The organism is Pedobacter indicus, from assembly GCF_003449035.1.
GTDB classification, from domain to species: domain Bacteria; phylum Bacteroidota; class Bacteroidia; order Sphingobacteriales; family Sphingobacteriaceae; genus Albibacterium; species Albibacterium indicum.
In genome coordinates, this window is sequence record NZ_QRGB01000001.1 from 2,413,578 (window position 1) to 2,433,759 (window position 20,182).

Annotated in this window: 20 protein-coding genes; 9 read left to right on the plus strand and 11 right to left on the minus strand. The window is 40.0% G+C overall.

The features are described from left to right. The first annotated feature begins 138 nt into the window (after positions 1–138). Genes D3P12_RS10685 through D3P12_RS10700 form a run of 4 tightly spaced genes read left to right on the plus strand, consistent with a single transcriptional unit; the run spans position 139 to position 4,506 of the window. Entirely contained in the window at positions 139–945 is an 807-nt protein-coding gene (locus tag D3P12_RS10685; protein WP_118195357.1) for an amidohydrolase family protein, read from the plus strand. Continuing rightward, positions 920–2,032 carry a plastocyanin/azurin family copper-binding protein gene (locus tag D3P12_RS10690; RefSeq protein WP_245977483.1) on the plus strand — a complete coding sequence of 371 codons (1,113 nt, stop codon included), beginning with the start codon at positions 920–922 and terminating at the stop codon, positions 2,030–2,032. The genes D3P12_RS10685 and D3P12_RS10690 overlap by 26 nt, the downstream gene beginning before the upstream one ends. Next, the gene (locus D3P12_RS10695) at positions 2,032–3,576 is read left to right on the plus strand and encodes a DUF7133 domain-containing protein (protein ID WP_118195359.1); all 1,545 of its coding nucleotides are present in this window, start codon (positions 2,032–2,034) and stop codon (positions 3,574–3,576) included. Before D3P12_RS10690 ends, D3P12_RS10695 begins: the two co-directional genes overlap by 1 nt. A 3-nt stretch (positions 3,577–3,579) precedes the next feature. Beyond that, positions 3,580–4,506 (plus strand): amidohydrolase family protein, encoded by a 927-nt coding sequence (locus D3P12_RS10700; RefSeq protein WP_118195361.1) that lies wholly within the window; start codon positions 3,580–3,582, stop codon positions 4,504–4,506. A gap of 16 nt (positions 4,507–4,522) precedes the next feature. On the opposite strand, the gene D3P12_RS10705 is transcribed toward D3P12_RS10700, so the two are convergent. The 6 genes from D3P12_RS10705 to D3P12_RS10730 all read right to left on the minus strand — a co-directional run bounded on the left by D3P12_RS10705 (position 4,523) and on the right by D3P12_RS10730 (position 12,052). Next, entirely contained in the window at positions 4,523–7,699 is a 3,177-nt protein-coding gene (locus D3P12_RS10705) for an error-prone DNA polymerase (RefSeq protein ID WP_118195363.1), read from the minus strand. A gap of 13 nt (positions 7,700–7,712) precedes the next feature. Further along, a complete protein-coding gene (locus tag D3P12_RS10710; protein ID WP_118195365.1) occupies positions 7,713–9,221 on the minus strand; it encodes a Y-family DNA polymerase in 1,509 nt (502 codons plus the stop codon). Between the two features lie 2 nt (positions 9,222–9,223). After that, the gene (locus D3P12_RS10715) at positions 9,224–9,958 is read right to left on the minus strand and encodes an ImuA family protein (protein ID WP_118195367.1); all 735 of its coding nucleotides are present in this window, start codon (positions 9,956–9,958) and stop codon (positions 9,224–9,226) included. Positions 9,959–10,105: 147 nt separating this feature from the next. Beyond that, a complete protein-coding gene (locus D3P12_RS15770) occupies positions 10,106–10,240 on the minus strand; it encodes a helix-turn-helix domain-containing protein (RefSeq protein ID WP_205941094.1) in 135 nt (44 codons plus the stop codon). 154 nt (positions 10,241–10,394) lie between these two features. Then, positions 10,395–11,189 (minus strand): SDR family NAD(P)-dependent oxidoreductase, encoded by a 795-nt coding sequence (locus D3P12_RS10725; RefSeq protein WP_118195371.1) that lies wholly within the window; start codon positions 11,187–11,189, stop codon positions 10,395–10,397. Positions 11,190–11,206: 17 nt separating this feature from the next. Beyond that, positions 11,207–12,052 (minus strand): SDR family oxidoreductase, encoded by an 846-nt coding sequence (locus D3P12_RS10730; RefSeq protein WP_118195373.1) that lies wholly within the window; start codon positions 12,050–12,052, stop codon positions 11,207–11,209. A gap of 190 nt (positions 12,053–12,242) precedes the next feature. Here D3P12_RS10730 and D3P12_RS10735 point away from each other — a divergent pair, with 190 nt between their 5' ends. Further along, positions 12,243–12,803 (plus strand): DUF4256 domain-containing protein, encoded by a 561-nt coding sequence (locus tag D3P12_RS10735; RefSeq protein ID WP_118195375.1) that lies wholly within the window; start codon positions 12,243–12,245, stop codon positions 12,801–12,803. 45 nt (positions 12,804–12,848) lie between these two features. Here D3P12_RS10735 and D3P12_RS10740 read toward each other — a convergent pair whose 3' ends face one another. Further along, positions 12,849–13,502: an SOS response-associated peptidase family protein gene (locus D3P12_RS10740; RefSeq protein WP_118195376.1), complete on the minus strand. Its 654-nt coding sequence runs from the start codon at positions 13,500–13,502 to the stop codon at positions 12,849–12,851. 155 nt (positions 13,503–13,657) lie between these two features. After that, positions 13,658–13,966: a hypothetical protein gene (locus tag D3P12_RS10745; protein ID WP_118195378.1), complete on the minus strand. Its 309-nt coding sequence runs from the start codon at positions 13,964–13,966 to the stop codon at positions 13,658–13,660. 157 nt (positions 13,967–14,123) lie between these two features. On the opposite strand from D3P12_RS10745, the gene D3P12_RS10750 reads away from it, so the two are divergent. Next, the gene (locus D3P12_RS10750) at positions 14,124–14,780 is read left to right on the plus strand and encodes a hypothetical protein (protein ID WP_118195380.1); all 657 of its coding nucleotides are present in this window, start codon (positions 14,124–14,126) and stop codon (positions 14,778–14,780) included. Between the two features lie 15 nt (positions 14,781–14,795). Here the strand turns inward: D3P12_RS10750 and D3P12_RS10755 are convergent, their stop codons facing one another. After that, a complete protein-coding gene (locus tag D3P12_RS10755) occupies positions 14,796–15,026 on the minus strand; it encodes a hypothetical protein (protein ID WP_165438735.1) in 231 nt (76 codons plus the stop codon). A gap of 175 nt (positions 15,027–15,201) precedes the next feature. On the opposite strand from D3P12_RS10755, the gene D3P12_RS10760 reads away from it, so the two are divergent. Then, positions 15,202–15,636: a hypothetical protein gene (locus D3P12_RS10760; protein ID WP_118195384.1), complete on the plus strand. Its 435-nt coding sequence runs from the start codon at positions 15,202–15,204 to the stop codon at positions 15,634–15,636. Positions 15,637–15,654: 18 nt separating this feature from the next. Here D3P12_RS10760 and D3P12_RS10765 read toward each other — a convergent pair whose 3' ends face one another. Next, a complete protein-coding gene (locus D3P12_RS10765) occupies positions 15,655–16,149 on the minus strand; it encodes a TVP38/TMEM64 family protein (protein ID WP_118195386.1) in 495 nt (164 codons plus the stop codon). Positions 16,150–16,444: 295 nt separating this feature from the next. Between D3P12_RS10765 and D3P12_RS10770 the strand changes: the two genes are divergently transcribed. Then, on the plus strand, positions 16,445–17,062 hold the full coding sequence (locus D3P12_RS10770; RefSeq protein WP_118195388.1) for a hypothetical protein: 618 nt from the start codon (positions 16,445–16,447) through the stop codon (positions 17,060–17,062). A gap of 60 nt (positions 17,063–17,122) precedes the next feature. Further along, positions 17,123–18,040 (plus strand): pirin family protein, encoded by a 918-nt coding sequence (locus D3P12_RS10775; protein WP_118195389.1) that lies wholly within the window; start codon positions 17,123–17,125, stop codon positions 18,038–18,040. A gap of 40 nt (positions 18,041–18,080) precedes the next feature. Here the strand turns inward: D3P12_RS10775 and D3P12_RS10780 are convergent, their stop codons facing one another. Beyond that, positions 18,081–19,937, minus strand: coding sequence for a beta-N-acetylhexosaminidase (locus D3P12_RS10780; protein ID WP_245977434.1), 1,857 nt, complete (start codon positions 19,935–19,937; stop codon positions 18,081–18,083). Positions 19,938–20,182 lie beyond the last annotated feature (245 nt).

The window sequence follows — 20,182 nt, forward strand, 5'->3', positions numbered from 1 at the left end:
TTAACTCAAATTCCTACTCGCAATATAGAAATTTTTTAGATGGTCGGGATAACTAGAATTTTTATCTCAGGTGTCTATTATTGATTTTATTTTTTATCTTGCATTTGCAACCTTAATTATGATAATCCTTAGATAGATATGCTCATAGATATCAATGCTTATGTGGGTCATTGGCCGTTTAAGCAGCTACAATATAATACTTGCGAATCACTTTTGACACGGATGAATAAGTTCGGGGTGAATGTTTCTGTAATTAGCAATTTGAATGGAATTTTTTATAAAAATTCCCAAGCTGCTAACAGAGAACTGCATGAAAAACTTCGATCTGACAAGCGTTTCTCTAAACGATTCATACCTTTTGCCGTTATCAATCCCATGTACGCCGGATGGAAAAATGATTTTCATGAAAGTATCCATAAATTTGGTATGAAAGGTTTGCGTCTTTATCCTCAATATCATGATTACGATATCTCCGACCCTGCTTTGGTAGAGCTCGTAAAAATGGCACGCGATGAAGGTATTCCTGTTGCTTTCACCATACGGATGGTCGACAGTCGACAGCGTTCATGGATGGATATCGATTATGTTGCAGGTAGTAGAAAACCCGAATGGAACTTGGCGAATATTACTCCGATCATCCAGCTCGTTCCCGACGCAAAATATATGATTCTCAATATTGCGAATGGACTGACTCTTCGAGAGGAAATGAGCAGTATCTTTAAAAAAGCGGACGTACTTATGGACACATCCGGTCGGTCTTTAAATGATTTCCATCGGATTTTGAATACCCATGGAAAAGAGCGATTTGCCTTTGGTACCCATGCGCCAATTCTCGACTATTTAACGGGTCGACTTAGAATTGATTCTTTAAGGGAAGTCGAGGCTGATGAATTAACTAAAAACATGATTCGAAGTGAAAATGCACAAAGATTTTTGGGGCTATAGAGAAGTGATTTTTATGGTGCTCACCTTATTTTCAATGACAGCCATTACTTATGCTCAAGATCAAGACAATTCAATACGAACCATTTATATCAAAGCTATTCCCGGTTTAAAGTACGATGTCGTTAAATTTAATGTTAAACCTGGGGAAAAAGTTAGGATTGTGCTGACGAACAAGGATGAAATGAGTCATAATTTATTGATAACAAAACCTGGTGCACGAGAGAAAGTTGTTGAAGCCGCATTGGCATTAGCGGAGAAAGGTCCTGCTATGAATTTTATTCCAAAACTGCCTGACGTGTTATGGTCGATTCCAGTAATATCTCCCGATGAATCTAAATCAGTCACTTTTACCGCTCCAAACAAACCGGGTACCTACCCTTATGTCTGTACCTACCCAGGACACGGTTATATGATGTTTGGAGAGATGCGTGTTATAGAAGAAAAGATCGTACAAGTGGTCGAAAAAAAGAAAGTTCCCGAGCGGGACACACTTGTTGATGTTCCTCCTCACCCCTATGAAATGAAAGCACCTTACTGGTATCGTGTATTCGTTGAAGGCGCTAGTCCTGCTGCAATCGCCGTACATTTGCCCGGTGAGATTTCCTATTGTTGGGATGCAGCGGTATGTAAGCTGAGATTCGCTTGGAAAGGTGATTTTATTGACAATTCAGATCTTTGGAAAGGACATTTTGATGCTTCTGCCAAAGTATTGGGCGATATCTTCTATCGGGACAATACTGAGTATCCACTTTTAATAGGTGAGAATGCAACTGTCCCAAAGGTTTCTTACAAAGGTTACCGTATAGTAGATCAGTATCCTGAATTTCATTATACGATTAATGACTTAGATGTGTATGAAAGAATTCATCCTAATGAGAATGGAACTGGATTTTCCCGGACGTTTAGAATACCTGACATTCGTGAGTCATTATGGTTTGTTGTGAACTTAGAAAACGAAGCCGTTTTTTATGAGGCGAGTGCAGGCGAGTGGTCTGGCAATCGATTATTATTATCGGCCGATGAAGCTAAAGAATTTACTGTAAAGATGACAAACTTTCATTTGCAATTTCAAAAAAAGAAGAACTGATGCGACTAAGAGGGTTAATATATACATTAATTTTTTTCTGCCAGTTTGTTTCAGTATATGCACAACAAGCATATCAGATAAAAAATATTAAAATACCAGAAAATCTCTCTGCACAAGTCGGTGGTATGGATTTTCTTCCTGATGGACGGTTAATCGCTTGTTTTATGCGAGGGGAAATTATGACTTTTGACCCCAAATCTGACAAGTGGCAACTTTTCGCAAAAGGCTTACAGGGACCCCTCGGTTTATTAGCAATTGATAATAACGAAGTCTTGGTTATGCAACTTCCTGAGCTTACGAGAATCAAAGACACTGATGGAGATGGAGTAGCTGATTTATATGAAAATGCAGCGGACGATTTTGGTATCTCCGGTAATTATCACGAGTTTAATTATGGACCGGTAAGAGATAGTGTCGGGAACATTTATTTTGCTTTGAACGCTGGCTCATCATCTGGCGGTGCTGGCAATATTCGCACGGTAGTTCGCGGTAAAGTGAACCCATTGGGCAGAGAGGGTAATGATGGGAGACGCCAAATGTTTTCTGTTGTTCCCTATCGTGGTTGGGTCATGAAACTTTCTCCCGATGGGGAAGCAACACCATTTGCCTCGGGCTTTAGATCCCCCAATGGCATGGGTGTTGATTTGAATGGAAATATTTTTGTGACCGATAATCAAAGCGATTGGGTGGAAACAAGCACCTTGTATCATCTAAAGGAAAATCACTTCTACGGTCATCCTGCAAGTCTTGTTTGGAAAAAGGAATGGGAAAATCGCGATCCGTTTAATGCCTCAATCAGTGAATTAGATAGTATGCGCACCAAGGCAGCGGTGCTGTTTCCTCAGGGAATCATGGCAAATTCACCTTCACAACCTTTAGTAGACGCTAGCGGCGGAAAGTTCGGTCCGTTTGCCGGTCAGCTCTTTGTAGGCGAAATGAATCGTGACCGAATAGTGCGTGTCATGCTTGAGGAGGTCGCTGGTGAACTCCAGGGTGCTTGTATCCCATTTATTGACGGTCAAGGACTGAACTTCGGGAATAACCGTTTGGCTTTTGATCACGAGGGTAACTTATGGGTCGGTCAAATTAAATTTGGGGGATGGGTAGGCCATTCGGGCATACAAAAGATCGAATACACGGGAAACATGCCAATGGAAATCTTAACAATGAGTCTGACTAAAGAGGGTTTCGATCTAACATTCACGCAATCCGTTAATGCTAAAGAAGCCTTAACGCCTGCTAATTACAAAGTACATCATTATAAATATGAATATAAAAAGAAAGCCATTGATGAAGGGATTGATGTTTCTACACAGGTCGATTTGAAGGAAGTTGACATAGAAGATATTCAACTGTCGGAAGACAGAAAAAAGGTTTCGTTGAAATTGGCAGATCTTAAGCCGGGTTATGTATATGAATTGAAACTGGAAAACATCAGAAACTCAGCGGATGTGCCGTTGGCAAATACGCTGATATGCTATACGTTAAATAATTTACTAGACTCATCGGCGGAGATTATTAAGAAGCAAGACAAAACGAATTAAAAAATGAGCAAAATAAATCGGAAAGAATTTTTCAAGCAGGGCACCATAACTTCACTTGGTTTATTGGCAAGCAATGCTGTGATAGGTGGCACGAACACTTCTGGGGAGAACACGACGAAAATGGACATCGAAACCTATGATCTTATGGAAGAGGTTTTAAAATATCGGAAGATTGACGGGTATGCTACTTCCAATTTTTCAGAGGAGAATTTAGCTTCACAATTGGATTATGCCAACCGGTTGGGGATTGAGAAACTTTTTATTGCCATGCCTATGCTAAGTCGTAAGGAAACTCCAGAAGAATTTAAAAGCTCTAATGACTTGGCTATAAAGGCAATGAAGAAGTTCCCTGAACGTTTAGTTGGACAACTTAGCATGAATCCTCTTTATAAACAGGCGGCGATGGATGAAATTGATCGTTGTGTAGACCAGGGTTTGCGAGGAACCCGACTTTACAACCAGGTTAAGATTAACGATCCGGTATACTATCCATTTATAGAAAAGTTTATCGATTTAAAGATGATCATTTTTATGCATGGAGAGGTTCAGTTAGGTGTTGGAGGGTATAGGATGAAATATGATGCCAACAAAGCATTGACGACATCAACTCCAGATGACTTTGTTGATGTGGCAAAACGTTACCCGGAGGCAAAATTCCAGTTTGCTCATTTAGGAGGCGGCGGAGATTGGGAGTATATGTGTAAAGCTTTTCAAGATTATCCGAATATCTATGTCGATACGGGTGGGAGCAATAATGATGAATACATGATAGATTTTGCTTTTGAATGTTTAGGAGAAGATCGGGTCTTCTACGGTTCCGACAGCTCTTATTTCCAAAGTATAGGTCGCGTATTCGCTTCTAACCTAAGCGATGCTCAAAAAAGAAAGTTATTTTATGAAAATTATCATAAACTGTTAACTGACTATTAATATCACGCTTGTTGCTTTACCTGAAGTTTCGTCCTTTGTAAAATGTATTCGAAGGGATTTCTTCATTCTCTATTTTCGGGTTCAGGCTTGCTATAGCTTGTTTTTGCATCAATTTACTCATCAACCTTGTTAAGTCAAAACACTTTTTCACAATCACATGGACGACTTTTCCTTCTCGTTGTACTTTTCCTTCTACCATTAATAGTTTGGCATTTAAAATCTCTTTCCGATAGGTTTTAAATAATTTTTCAAAAACAACCAGATTTGCAGATCCTGTTTCATCTTCAATGGTGATAAAACATATACCAGCAGCCGTTGCCGGTCTTTGTCTGACAAGAACCAAGCCTGCAACCTTTACAAACTCCCCGTCTAACACATCTTCATTAATAGCAAGTGTTGATAATACTCGCAACATTTCTAATTGAGGGCGGACAAAACTCACCGGATGTGCTTTTAAAGAAAGTCCAATTGAAGCATAATCGTGCAGCACGTGTTCACCCGGAGTCATCAAAGGTAACTCAACTTGTGCCTCTGATGCACTTTCAGAAGGTTGTCCTTTAAAGAGCGCCTTTGGCATATCTTGCAAGGCTGCAATTTCCCAAAAAGCTTGCCTTCTATCCATACCTAACGAACGGAATGCATCAGCATCAGCTAACTTTTCTAAAGCAGCAATGCTTAATCCTATATTCCTTAAAGAATCAATAGTCTTATATTTTTTTCCCCGAGATGCTATCAATACATCCAACTCTGTTTTTTGTAAGCCTTTGATTTGTCGGAACCCTAAACGAATAGCATAATGCTCTCCTATTTTTTCTTCCAGACGATTGTTCCATATTGAATAATTGATATCTGGAGGTCGGACCTCTACACCGTGTTTCTGAGCATCGATAACGATTTGTGCAGGTTGATAAAAGCCCATTGGCATACTGTTGAGCAGAGCTGTTGCAAAAACATCGGGGTATATACATTTCAACCAGCTTGACACATATACCAACAAAGCAAAGCTCGCGGCGTGGCTTTCGGGAAAACCATAACTGCCAAAACCCTCTAGTTGTTTAAATATACGTTCAGCAAATTCCTGAGTATAGCCTTTTGCTATCATACCCTGAATTAGTTTTTCCTTATACCGGTTTACTTGGCCGTTTGATTTAAAAGTTGCCATGCTTCTGCGAAGGCCATCAGCATCATGTGCTGAAAATCCGGCAGCAACAATAGCGATTTTCATGGCCTGTTCCTGAAAGAGAGGAACACCTTTGGTTCTTTTTAATATAGGTTCTAATTCAGGCATAGGATAGTCTTCCTCTTCTTCTCCATTGCGTCTACGTAGATAAGGATGAACCATATCTCCTTGTATGGGACCCGGACGAACAATAGCTACTTCAATCACCAGATCATAAAATTCTTTCGGCTTTAAACGAGGCAACATAGACATTTGAGCGCGACTTTCAATTTGAAAAACACCCAATGTGTCTGCCTGGCTAATCATCTGATAAACTTCTGGTACATCCTGAGGTATGTCAGCTAAAGACCATTCTTTGTTGTAATGATCTCTGCATAAATCAAATGCTTTTCTGATACAGGTCAACATACCCAAGGCCAGTACGTCGACTTTCAGAAAACCTAATTCTTCTATATCATCTTTATTCCATTCTATATTCGTACGTCCGTCCATCCGGGCGTTCAAAATCGGACAAAGGTCAGTCAGCTTTCCCTGCGTTACCACAAAGCCTCCTGTATGCTGACCTAATTGGCGAGGAAACCCAATCATCTGAGTCGTCAGGTTTAATGTCTTTTGCAGATGTGGGTTATTGGGGTCAAGCCCTTGCTCCTTTATCATTTTATCGTCAAACCAATCATCGCTATACCGCCATATAGAACTGGACAGACGATTAATGGTATCAACCGATAATCCCATAGCTCTACCAACGTCCCTTATGGCACCTTTTTGATGAACTTGTGTAACAGTAGCTACAATCGCTGCCCGATCACGACCATATTTATCATAGATATATTGAATGATCTCCTCCCTGCGCTCATGTTCAAAATCAACATCAATATCAGGAGGTTCATCTCTTTCAGAAGATATAAATCGCTCGAACAAGAGTTCAAACTTATTGGGGTTTACTGAGGTGATCCCCAAACAAAAACAAACAGCTGAATTAGCAGCAGAGCCCCTCCCCTGACATAATATTCCACGATTTCTCGCTTCACGTACAACGTCTTCCACAAATAGAAAATAATTAGCATAATCTTTCTCTTTAATGAAACTCATCTCATGATGTATCATGCCGACTACCTTTTCTGGAATTTCCTCACCATAATGTCTGTGAGCACCTTCCCATGTCAAATGTTCTAGTTCTTCGAGTGGTGTCCTTCCACATTGATTAATCTCTACAGGATAAACATATTGCAGTTCGCTAAGCGAAAACGTACATGCTTCAGATATTTCCAGTGCATTCTGGATAGCATCAGGGTGTTCTCTAAACAAACGGTATATTTCGTTGATGGGTTTTAGGAAGCGTTCCGCATTTTGATGCAAACGAAAACCTGCTTCGTAAATCGTACATTTTTCTCGAATGCAAGTAAGCACATCTTGCAGTTCCCGACGTCCAGGATCATGGTAATGGACATCATTCGTAGCCACCATCGGCAAATCATATTGTTCACATAATTGCTGGGTACGGAAAATAAGTTTATCATCATGCCCCATATAGCTACGGGTAGCAGAGATATACACTTGCTTACCCAGAGCCTCTTTATATTCTGCAATACTTTGAATAAAGGAATCTTCAAAAGAATAATAACGGTTAAGGTGACCTGGGTTTACTGCAATGAAAATTATACCTTTTGAATGTTCATATACATCGTTCTTGAATAAATGACATTGACCTTTTTCTGCTCGTAGATTACCCAAGGATAGCAATGCAGACAATCTACCATACGCCTCTTTATCTGTCGGATAGGCTAACAAACTGGGGCCGTCCAGTAAATCCAAACGACAAGCAGGTATGATTTTGATATTTCTTTCCTTAGTGGCGGAATGAGCTCTGACAATACCAGCCATAGAATTCCGATCCGTAATCGCTATTTTTTTATACCCATACTCCGCTGCCTGTTCCACAAGTTCATGAGGGTGGGATGCTCCTCGTAAAAAGCTGAAATTTGAAGTAACCTGCAATTCACTATAATCCATCTTTGTTTACCTTTTATGCAAAAAAACCATGAAGAAACCATTTTATTCCTTCTTCGCTCTCATAATGTCCAGAACGGAATAACCAATAACGTTGGCCTGCTTCGTCTTCTACGCGATAATAATCTCTATGCTGCCCATTTTCAAGCCACCATTCCTGTTCAATACGTTCTGGTCCGTCCGCCTTGACGATGGTATGCCGAAAATCTCTATAAATAAAAAACTTGGGTGGAGCATCAGGTATGATTGACATTACTTCTACCGGTTCGGGCTTTTTAAGTAATTCGGTTGGTCGGGGTTGGTCCGTTCGCCATTCGGAACTTGGTTTTTCATAAATAGTCATCGAGTTCTTATAGGATCGTTCAGGCCAAAAATGCTCTGCGGGCAGATAGCGTTGTATGGTTCTAGCTCCCACTTTTCCTGCAATGCGATCAAGTAAGCGGATGACATTTTGATCTTTCAACCCATTATTTCCTTTCCACAAAGCCTCCTGTTCGGGTATTACACTATTGACCTTAACAGCATCAAGTACAAATAGTTCAATTCCTAATCCAGGACGTATCTGTTCGATTTTAAGCTCAAAAAGTTTAAATAAGTGGTTCGGATCATTGCTAGCTACATTGGTTCCAATCTTTATTTTGACAAGTTTACTGTCAACCCGGTGACAAGTTAAAAGCCCGGTCCGCAGCCCTTTTCCTTCTTTTTGTAGATTCATACAAAGCTTAACAAGCAACTTCTCTAAAGCGATCTCTATTCCATGACGAGTCTTAATTGGTTCTAAACAAGATAGTCTTTCCTGAAACAGACTAGGTTCGTCAATAAGCTTAAATGTTTCAGGGCATGTACCGAGAGCTTGTCCTAATCGGCTTAAAAACTCCTCTCCAAAACGTCTACGGAGGACTGACCGTGGCATATTAACCAAGTTTTTAATCTGATAAAAACCAAGCTTTTTTAATTTAGATACGATAGTCTCGGACAAACGGAGCGCTTCGGGTGGTAGGGGTAATAATGCTTCAATATGTTCCCCAACTGGAATCACCAAGTCTTTACTTCCAAAACGAGAAATCGCCCAAGCAGCCCCAGGGGTATCAGCTATTGCTACCCTCACTTCATATCCATTGGATTTTAACCGACTAACCACTTCTTTTGAAAAGTTGGCTTCCCCACCCCAAAGATGCGTGCAACCACTAATATCCAGAAAAACACCCTCTACAGAAAAATTATCTAACATGATAATTGGAGAATATCGAATACACCATCTTCCTAATCCGGTTAATAGTTTTAATGGACGGTCAGCTTCACCATCAATCATTTCCAGCTGCGGACAGATAGCTTTAGCGTCTGCTAGCCGCATGCCGACTTTAATACCGTGTTGTTGAGCCAAATAGTTGGTAACCGTAATGACCATACGACCATGATCAGACACTGTAAAAACGAAAGGAATATCTTTAAACTCTGGTCTTCGAATAACAAGCCAGTCTGATAATAAAAATTGGAACCATATGTAAGCATAACGCTTTTGCATTTTTATCCTGATTGCTTTTTCTGAAAATCAAACCATCTTCTTTTTTCTTGCTGAATGAAAGGTATATTAATTAGCTTATCTCCCGACCATTCAAAAACCCAACTTCGGGGACTTCCATTACGAACTTTTATCAATTCTACATTCCAACGCGGGAAACCAATTCCTGGTAGTCCTGCATTTGTTTCACTCGGAACAGGGGTAATCTTCCAACGAGCAGCCGTAACCGCTGCTATTTCTTTACGATTATCTTTTCGTATTATAAAACCAGTGACTCCGGTTTTTTCAACTGCCAATTGCAATCTACGAGACTCGATAAAATTTAAACTATTCACTTCAGCTATAACAGCACTTAAACCCTCACATTTTAGAGCTTCCTCGATAACCCATAAACACTCTTTTTCTGTTGCGACATCAACGAAAATAATTTGCTCAGGATTGACATTGAACATCCGTAAAGAAACCGGAAAAAGCTTTCTATTGGTACTTATCCATAAACAAACATCATCTTCGTTCAATAGAATAGATAGTAAAACAGCAATAAAACCCACGCTTGTAGCAGAGTGTTCAGCTCTTGTTCCAATAAATTCATGAATAGTTCCTTTAGGGAAAATACCATTCGGAAAAGCGGCCTCAATCTCCCTTAGTTCAATACCCCTATCTGTCTCATTACTTTGAGGTTTATAACCTTGCCATAATAAGATGTCTTTTTTTAATTTGTTAATTAGCTCCTGTTTCATATTCCCAAAAATTTAACAACTAACTATATTAGCTATAACAAGTAGAACAAATATTTTATTCAAATATAATACTAATTTATTTAGTATTTAAGTGTTCTAGAAATAAGAGCTAGGAAAACTGCTGTTGACGATTGCTTTTTTATTTTTTTATAGTGAATTTGACCTTACGAAGTCGGTGGGGCTTTTACCTATTTCCTTTTTAAAAACTTTAGAGAAGTACTGACTGTCTTGAAACCCGACACGAAAAGCGACATCTGAGACTCGAACATCTCCACTGATCAATATTCTTAATCCTGAGCTTTAATTCCAGGATATGAAATGGTTTTACCAAATAAGCATCTGCTCAAGCGATACATGTAGAGAAAGAATAAAAAAAGCCAGCGAATAATTGACTCGCTGGCTTTTTTTGTTTTACTGAGTATTAGTGGTTTCGTGATTAGAAACTAGCATCCACGACACCCCCATCAACCCGCAGCGCGGCTCCTGTCGTAGCGGATGATAGTGGACTTGCTACATACACAACCATGTTCGCAACTTCTTCGGTTGTCGCGAAGCGCTGGATAATTGATGAAGGTCTTTTTTCTCTAATGAATACTGCAGGCGCTTCCTCAACCGAAACATTATGATCAGCAGCAATTTGTTCGAACATTTCTTTCGTGCCATCCGCTAAGGTCGGTCCGGGTAAAACGGCGTTCACAGTTACGTTCGTTCCTTTCAGATATTTGGCGAGCCCCCGGCTTAGAGCGAGATATGCTGTTTTTGTAACACCGTATAAAATCATGTCATCCGGTATATTAATAGCCGATTCACTCGAGATAAAAATAATCCTTCCCCAGTCATTATCTCTCATCCTTGGCGCATAGTGACGGGAAAGTCGTACGCCACTCATCACATTAATCTCATAGTCGAGCATCCATTTTTCATCATCTGTTGTTTCAAATGGCTGATCACCGTAGACACCAACATTATTTACTAAAATATCTACTTCTGGAAGTTTCTCTATCAGAGCATTCACATCTTTAACCTTTGAAAAATCCGCTATAATACCTTCCACTTTAGCATCTTTCACCTCATTTTGAATTTTTTCAATAGCCTTGTCTAGTGTTTGCTGCGAACGACCGTTAATATATACCTTGACACCTTCTTTTGCCAATCCCAGAGCAATAGCATATCCGATGCCCGACGAAGAGCCAGTTATCAGAGCCGTTTTCCCTTTTAATTTTAAATCCATTTATTTATTTTAATAAGTTACTTCAAAGCTTCCTTAACCGCTGTTGTCAATGGAGTTGTTGGGCGACCGATCAGGCTTGATAAGGTTTTGGAATCATCAAACAAATCTCCTTTTGACGCACTCACATCCCAACCTGCTATTACAGGTGCGAAACTTTCAGGCACACCGATAGACTTTAAGACCTCAACATATTCAGACTCCGGAAGGTTTTTATAAGGAAAATCATTTCCACTTTGGCGACTCACCTCGACAGCCAAATCCCTCAGAGTATACGATTCATCGCCAGCCAATTCATAAACTTCGCCAGCTTGATTGTCACTTGTCAACACGACAGCAGCAGCTTCGGCAAAGTCTTCACGTGTTGCCGATGAAATTTTTCCGTCGCCAGCACTGCCCAAGAGAGCTCCTGACGCTAGAGCTTCCTTAATGGACATTAGGTAATTTTCTGTATACCAGCCGTTTCTTAGAATCGTATGTGGAATTCCAGATGTCTTCAACATTTGCTCGGTCTGTACATGTTCACCCGCCAGACTTAGCGTTGAAGAATCAGCTTTTAGCAAACTGGTATAAACAATCGATTTTATACCAGCTTTTTTCGCTGCGCTGATAACATTTTCATGTTGTGTTTTCCGTTGCCCTACCTCGCTGCCGGAAATCATCATGAGTTTGTCAACCCCTTCCAAAGAGTTTACAAGTTTCTCTGGTTTAGTGTAATCGAATTCACGAGCTTCAATCCCCAGATCAGCAGCCTTCTCAGGACTACGTACTAACGCTACTAAGTCTCCAGTGTCAATTTTTTGTTTTAATTTCTCTACTACCAAACGACCTAGTTGTCCAGTAGCTCCTGTTATTCCTATTTTCATATGTTAATTTGTAATATCTATTGTTTGTAGTAAATCTTATACCATTCATAGTTTAACAAAGATAAGATTTATTTTTAACTGTAATAAATTTTATTACAGTTAAAGCGGATTTCCGAAATCAAATTCTCATCATGTTCTTGGTTCTCTTTTTTATATGTAAATTTACGCAAGAACAACATAAACTTAAATCATGAGCAAATCCTTATTAACTGGAGCCGAGCAAACTGAGATTTTAAAGATCCTCGAAACTCGTTTCGAGGAAAACAAGAATCGTCACGAGGACATTCAATGGCAGGATGTTAGAGAAAAACTGGAAGAAAATCCCGAAAAACTAGCTGTGCTAGCCAAAATGGAAGCTACCGGAGGCGAGCCTGATGTGGTGGATTACGATGATGAAAAAGGATCCTATATTTTCTTCGACTGTTCACCTGAAAGTCCTAAAGGTCGTAGAAGCCTTTGCTATGACAGGGAAGCGTTGGATTCTCGGAAAGCACATAAACCTAAAAATAGCGCTATCGATATGTCAGCGGAAATGGGCATTGAGATCCTAACGGAAGAACAATATAGCTTTCTACAAAAATTAGGCGAATATGATTTAAAAACATCCAGCTGGCTGTTAACTCCCCATAGGGTTCGTAACCTTGGCGGTGCTATTTTTGGCGATCGAAGATTTGACACCGTTTTTATTTATCATAATGGTGCAGAATCTTACTATGGAGCCAGGGGCTTTCGAGGCTGTGTTAGGGTTTAGACATTGCCAACACATCTAGGTTTCTGCCTTGTTTCCGAAATAAGATTATAAGCTGTTGTAGATCAAGGTGTCGATTCTATGCGCATCTAATGTCCCCTGATATGGGACCATGAGTGCCTTAATCTTCTCTTCATTGTCCTCGAGAAGCCATGCCTCCCGTGAACGTTCGGGAATAATCAATGGCATACGTTTGGAACTATTATTAATTTGCTCCATATAGGTGTTGGCTTTCGTCGTTATTACAGAGAAAGTATTAATAATTTCATTCGTTTCTGTGTTCAACCATGGTGCTACGACGATCCCTAACGAGAAAACTCCTTTTTCTGGTTTCCGAACACAAAACTCTTCTTTTGCTCCATTTTCTTCATTAAGATGTGTCTCAAAAAAACCATCCACCCATAGTAAGCCTCTATAGCGCTGGATATAGCTTTTGTAAGAACCTTTCTCAAACATGCTTTCAGCTTCAGCTTTCAATGTATGTGTAAATTCTTGAGCCTCCTGCTCTGTTTCAACCCAAAAAGGTAAAAGTTTCCATCGGCTCTCAACTACTTTGTTCGGATGTAAATTGATGGTTGTCGGCATATAGAGCATTGACGAGCCTCCGACCCTTAGGAAGGGTTTATTCTTATATAGGAACTCATAACGAGGGAGTGCTCGTTTCAGTTTTTCATAACCGGGTATCGAAGCCTGATATGCCATAGAATAAAGATAGTAATTATATTGATTATTAGCAATTTAAATAAATCGGCTACCAGCAGCAATATGGGCAGTTGTCTCATTAAGCAATGCACGTGCAGAAAAACGCACAGATAAGATTGTACGTGCTTTGCGTAATTCAAAGGGAAACTAATAAATTATCGGCAATCCATGCAAGCATTTCCGAAAGCCTCGTACTCCTCGTAAGCAGCACCGACTTTTCCAAAGATGGTGATGATACGATCCACCCGAACGTGCCCGCCACTATCCATAATAGCGTAAACGCCTTTGTTCTTTTCCTCTAGTATTTTTACTACTGAACCTTTTGCTTCTTCCAGTTGACCATCACTTCCGAAAAAGAAAATCTTCCCCGTTTTCTTACTTTGGATAGCTTCATTAATTACTTCCATATCATCCCAGGAAATTGGCAGATAAGAAGTTGTTTTACACGAACTTTCGGTTTTCATCACGCCTTATTTTTGTAAAACAAATTTAGCTATAATAATTTGCTCGAGAAAAAACGACTAAAATTCGATACAGACAACTCATCGGTTCTCATACCTTCTGTGCGAAACCAATGTAATTTTCAGTTGTTATTCCAGCGATACTTAATCCCTGTAATGTATGAAAAAGAATATCGTATTTTCTCTGATTTTCATGATTGTAAACCTTTCCGTCTCTTGTATCCGAGAGCAACCATCGGGAACCAAGTCCTCTGAAGACACTTTGGGTCGGACGAGTAATTCCACTTCGGACACATCCAATATTGAAGCAGCTGATATAAACTCAGTCGCGGGTATTAAAGAAGCTTACGGCGCCACGATGAGTCAATTGGAAAATGGCAAATTAGATTCTATTACTATGGAGTATAGCTGTGAAAATGATGCGATAGGTGGCACGATCACTTATTTCTCTGAGAGAGAGGAACTGCGTTTCATCCAACATACATATCACGAATATGATCATTATTCAGCTTCAGATTTATATTTTGTAGCAGATGATATACTTTATTTCGTTTTTCTAAAAAGTGCATCATGGAGCTTTGTTTCCGCTGAGGTAACCCAGGACAAATTCACGGAGCAGCGAATTTATATCGTTAAAGAGCATGCCGTCCAGTGCTTAGAGAACAAATACACAATTATGTCCAACACACCTGATCAACGCCAGGAAGAAACTGGCAATAAAAATGTAGACTGCATGCCTATAGATTCAATTGTAAAGGATTTCCAGCAACTTTTAGCATTCAAAGATCAACCAAATCAGGGTTGTCTCGGAAAATAAATTAACGGATTAATCTTAGGAATGCTTTGCATTTTTTCTCATCAACGCTTTCGTTAATACAATTTGTTTCTTGGTAAAGTAATGAATTCGTTCGTGAAACAACATCCAACCGCCAACAGCACCAATTACACTACCAATCAAAATATCGAAAAAGCCAGCTCGAATTAGGTGATCTGGTTGACTGATCAAACTCGTATTAGGCTCAGCGAGAAGAATTGTTAAGGTTGTAAAGAATATAGCGGCCAACGTGTAGTTTTTTACAACTAGGAACTCGACGATGATCTGAAATAATAAGTTACTTATACGTATACGACCGGCAGGTGCCAAGCCCGATTTGTCTTGTTAAACTTGAATAAGTCTTGCCACATTTTTCAGATTAGCAAAGGTAAAAACAATCCAAACAATTCGGTAACTTTGTACTATGATTCTAAGTAAACTTAAATACATCGCAATTGCTATTATGACATCGGTTGTTTTTATTGCGTGCAATTCAGATACAAATAGCAGTGAAGATGCTGAGGTCACTGCAAGTCGTACTCCTCAAGTAGGAGATCAGGTTCCCAACAATTTAGTTTGTATGGTTAACAATGCCTATATGGGCGTACCACAACTGGAGGTTCCCTATGGAGGGAAAACATATTATGGCTGCTGCGAAATGTGTCAAGAGCGTATTCCGAACGAAAAAGAAGCACGTATAGCGGTAGATCCATATAGTTTGAAGGATGTCGATAAAGCCGATGCATATATAGTTCTAGTGGGTGATCAGGGTCAGGTAGCTTATTTCGAAAGTGAAAAAAATTACAAAGAATTAATCGCTAAAAGTAATCTTGCTCAAGAACGTAATCAAAGAAAATAACAGTTTTAACAGTTTTACTTACGCCATGCTCTTGCGGCGTCGTTTCCTGCGAATATCAATATAAAGATAAAGGAGATAAACCGCAATACTAAGAATCGAGAGCCAGATCAACACTGGTTTAAAATTATCACCGCCAACAGAAAAAGCAAGGATTCCGATAATAGGTGCCGACCCGGCGAGTGTGGCCAATATAAATCGTTTATATCGCATTTTGAGAAAAGCGGGAATGAAACTTATTGCTTCGTTTGAAAGCACCGGAGAAAGTCTAAACAGAATAATTGCTCCAACACCGTAATCTCTTACCAGCTGAGTCAACTTCACTCGTACCTTGTCCTTCAAAAGCCTTCGTAAGATTACAGGACCAATAGAATAACCAATCATATATGCAATTGATGAGGAGATAAAGACTGCGATGAGAGATATGACAGATCCCCAAAGCGGACCATAACTTACGGAAGAGATGATAAGTAGAAGTAAGTTAGGTACAACGAACAGAAACATAGAAGCAACCATTGCCAGAACAATAACGAGCGGCCCCCATATTCCAAATTTAGATACCCAATTTTTGATTTTAGTTTAATCTCCGCTTGTTAGTACACTGAAGGCTTCATTTATTGCACCATTGAATGAAGGTACGAAAAAATAGGAACCAAGAATAAAAACTAATAATAAGATGGAAATGATTACGGGATATTTTCGATACCTCATTTACACAAATTTCTCTCATTAGAACACCCGCTTTCGATAATTTGTTTAAACCAATACGCTCAAATGCTGTTATTATTCATATACTGAGGAGGATAAGATCATGGAGCGCAACGCACCCATACAGCATAAGGGTAAAAAATTGGACTATACTGCGGAAGCCAACTTCGAGAATGAGGAACAAGCTCGAGAATTTTATAAAATTGCGAAAAAGCGGCTATTACACCCTTACGACTGGTATCGTATTGCCAATCTGCCCGGCGCAAAATTTGTGATAACTGATCATGAGGGTCGTGATTTGATAAGGAAAATGCGCGAGGGCGATCTTCTTCGGATTGACATCCCTGGTCCGGGAAACTCGACAGGCGATGGTTTTGACTGGGTGCAGATAGAAGAAATATCAGAACATATAGAGGAGCCAACAGTTGAAAGCTGTTCTGTAACTGTACGTCCGGCAGCTAATCCCCGAGAAAAAGACAATACGGAGGTAGCACATTTTTTTAAAAATATCGCCACTTCGACCTTTTTAGTTAAAAGAGAAAAAACACGTCTTAAAGCGGAATATCACGGTCGAAATGAGCTTGTTAATTTAGAAGTCGATAAATTGAGCGATAAACTTCGAAATGCCTTGGTTGGTCTATTAGCTAAACTCGGCTTATCTACTCCGCAGTGGAAAAGTCTTATTGAGGGCTTTGTCGACACGAAATCGAAAACAGAATAATTTAGACAGAAGAACAAAAGAAGTTTACGTAAATTACCTTCGTATCAAAATATTTTAACTATGCTAGACCTCGTTATTGAATCCCGTATGGCGACGTTATCGCCGGAAATGAAAGTAAAGCGTATCTTGCCGTTTCGCTTACGCAGGATGGTAGGGCCATTTATCTTTATGGACCATGCTGGTCCTATCGGCAATATGACAGTTCAGCAAGCAACGGAAATGGACGTTCTCCCCCACCCTCATATTGGACTTTCCACAGTTAGTTATTTATTTGGAGGTGAAATGACACATCGAGACAGTCTGGGTGTTGAGCAAATCATCCGACCAGGTGAAGTTAACTGGATGACCGCTGGTCAGGGAATTTCACACTCAGAAAGGTTTGAAGAACCTTCAGCGTTGGCGGGTGGCCTTGAAATGATTCAGACCTGGGTGGCACTTCCTGAGAAAGATGAAGAAGTAGCCCCATCCTTTGTTAATTATACGCCTGACCGGTTGCCGGTTTTTACAGATAAAGGTGTCTGGATGCGCCTCATAGCAGGTGAAGCTTATGGATTGGAAAGTAAGGTGAAGACTAATTCTCCCCTATTTTATCTTCACGTCGTTTTACAGAAGGACACTCCTTTTGCCCTTCCGCAAGAACATTCTGAGAGAGGAATTTATATAGTTAGAGGTTCAATTGAAATATCCGGCACCATATATACGGAAGGCAAAATGCTTGTATTCACAAAAGGTGTTGACCCGTTAATAATTGCAAAACAAGACACTACCCTGATGCTCTTAGGAGGTGAACCTTTGGGGGAACGTTTTATTTGGTGGAATTTCGTCTCTTCACGTCGAGAGCGCATTGAGCAAGCTAAAGAAGATTGGAAGCAGGGTCGATTTATCCTGCCACCAACTGATGATAAGGAATTTATTCCCCTACCGGAAGATAAATCACGACCAGCAGGCTCAGCGCCAAACCCTGAACCGTTATCCTAAACGGTTCTTTGGTTCTGCCAATCTCCAGCAACTTGTTCCGTTAGTCTGTTGTCGGTTTGATAAAAAACGAACGTGCACTCCGATCACTAATTCGTTTTCCATCTCTGAACGTAGCAGCTTTCACCGTACCAGGTAAAGGGATTGTAATTGCTTGCTGATAAACTGGTGACTCGTTAGTGGGTTCTGACCCGTCCACCGTATAACGAATTTCAGGTTGGTAGCTTTGCGTGCTCAAAGATACATTTGCTATGCCGCCGATGGAATCTATTGAACTGTCGATCCAAACATCGTATGCACTGGTAGAATAGTTCATGCCAGCCAGTTCGTAACGCTTATACTGATCTTCAATACGTTTTTGAAAACTCTCCCAGTCCTTTTTAGAGGAGGGCGACCATGCAATTTCGGCTAAAGCTGCAGCACGAGGGAACGCGAAATATTGGACTTTTTCAGGTGTATGAATGAATTCAGCCCATACATTTCCCTGAACCCCTTTAATATAACCGGCTTCTTCATCCGTAAAAGATTCATGACGTGGTTCATAAGAATAAACCTTCTCAAGCGTTAGTAAATTTCCGAACCCTCTAGGCTCCAAATCATGTTCACCTTGATGGTAATCAAAATAAGCATAGGTATTTGGTGCCATAATCACCTCATGCTTCAACTTGGCTGCAGCAATCCCTCCTTTTTCACCGCGCCATGACATTACCATCGCGTTCGGGGCTAACCCTCCTTCCAAGATCTCATCCCAACCGATGATCTTTTTGCCTTTACTGTTCACAAATTTCTCGATTCGTGTAATAAAATAACTCTGCAATTCATGCTCATCTTTCAGGTTCTCATCTTTTATTCGTTTTTGGCACTTAGCACAAGCTTTCCACCGATCCTTAGGTGCTTCGTCTCCTCCTATATGAATAATCGGTGACGGGAAAAGATCTGCTACCTCAGCCAATACATTTTCTAGAAACTCAAATGTCTGTTCATTTCCTGCGCAAAAGATTTCCTTCTGAATACCCCAATGATCAGGGATTATAAATGGTCCACCGGTACAAGACAACTCGGGATACGCACTTAATGCCGCGGTTGCATGTCCCGGCATTTCAATTTCTGGAATTATTGTAATATAGCGCTCCTGAGCATATTTAACAACCTCACGGATCTGATCTTGTGTATAGAATCCACCATGTGGATTTTTATTAATATCACCCTGGAATCTGCTAAACTGTGTACCATCACGCCAGGCGCCTATTTCTATTAACTTCGGATATTGCTTAATTTCAATCCTCCAACCATGATCTTCTGTCAAATGCCAATGAAACGTATTCATTTTATGCATGGCGATGTTATCGATATATTCTTTTATGAAATCAACGGAATAAAAATAGCGACCGACATCCAACATCAACCCCCTCCATCCAAAACGCGGGTAGTCTGATATTTCAACTGCGGGGACGGTTACTGAAGATAACTGCGCATCTTTTTCTTTATCAGTTGGGATCAATTGATATATTGTCTGCGCTGCATAAAATATTCCAGCTTCCTTATTTGCTTTCGCCTGGATTCCATTTTTGTCCACGTCGAGGGAATAGCCCTCGTTTCCCAATGTGTCAGACTTCTTATTCAACGATAAATAGATGTTTTGCTGTGCATCATTTTGTCCACCATCAGTTACTTCTAATTGAAAACCAGTAAGCTCTTTAATTTGGTCAGATAGTTTTTCTCCGATCGCCCGCAAATCAACATTCCCCTTTTCGTATACAATTTTTGTTTTTTTGTCTATCGTAAACGTACCCGTCTTTAGTTCTAGATTGACAGGTTCGGGGATGATTGAAACTTCCTGTGCATTAGCAAGAGGTACGATAAAAAGCAAAATCAAGCAAACTATTAAAAATGATCTCATATTGTTTAGGTTATAGATGTTCATATAGGCACGACGGCCAACTCAAAAAACATGCGTGAATATAAAAATTATTTTGAAGAAAGTACTTCCCTCCTGCCACTATTATAAAACCTTTTTAGACGTATGGCGGTTAATCCGGTAAATCATATGAATTATGTCCAATAAAATTCAAAATACACATGGAGGACAAGGCTCTTACTTTTATAGAAATGGGCTCACTATTGTATTTATGATTTGGTATTCAT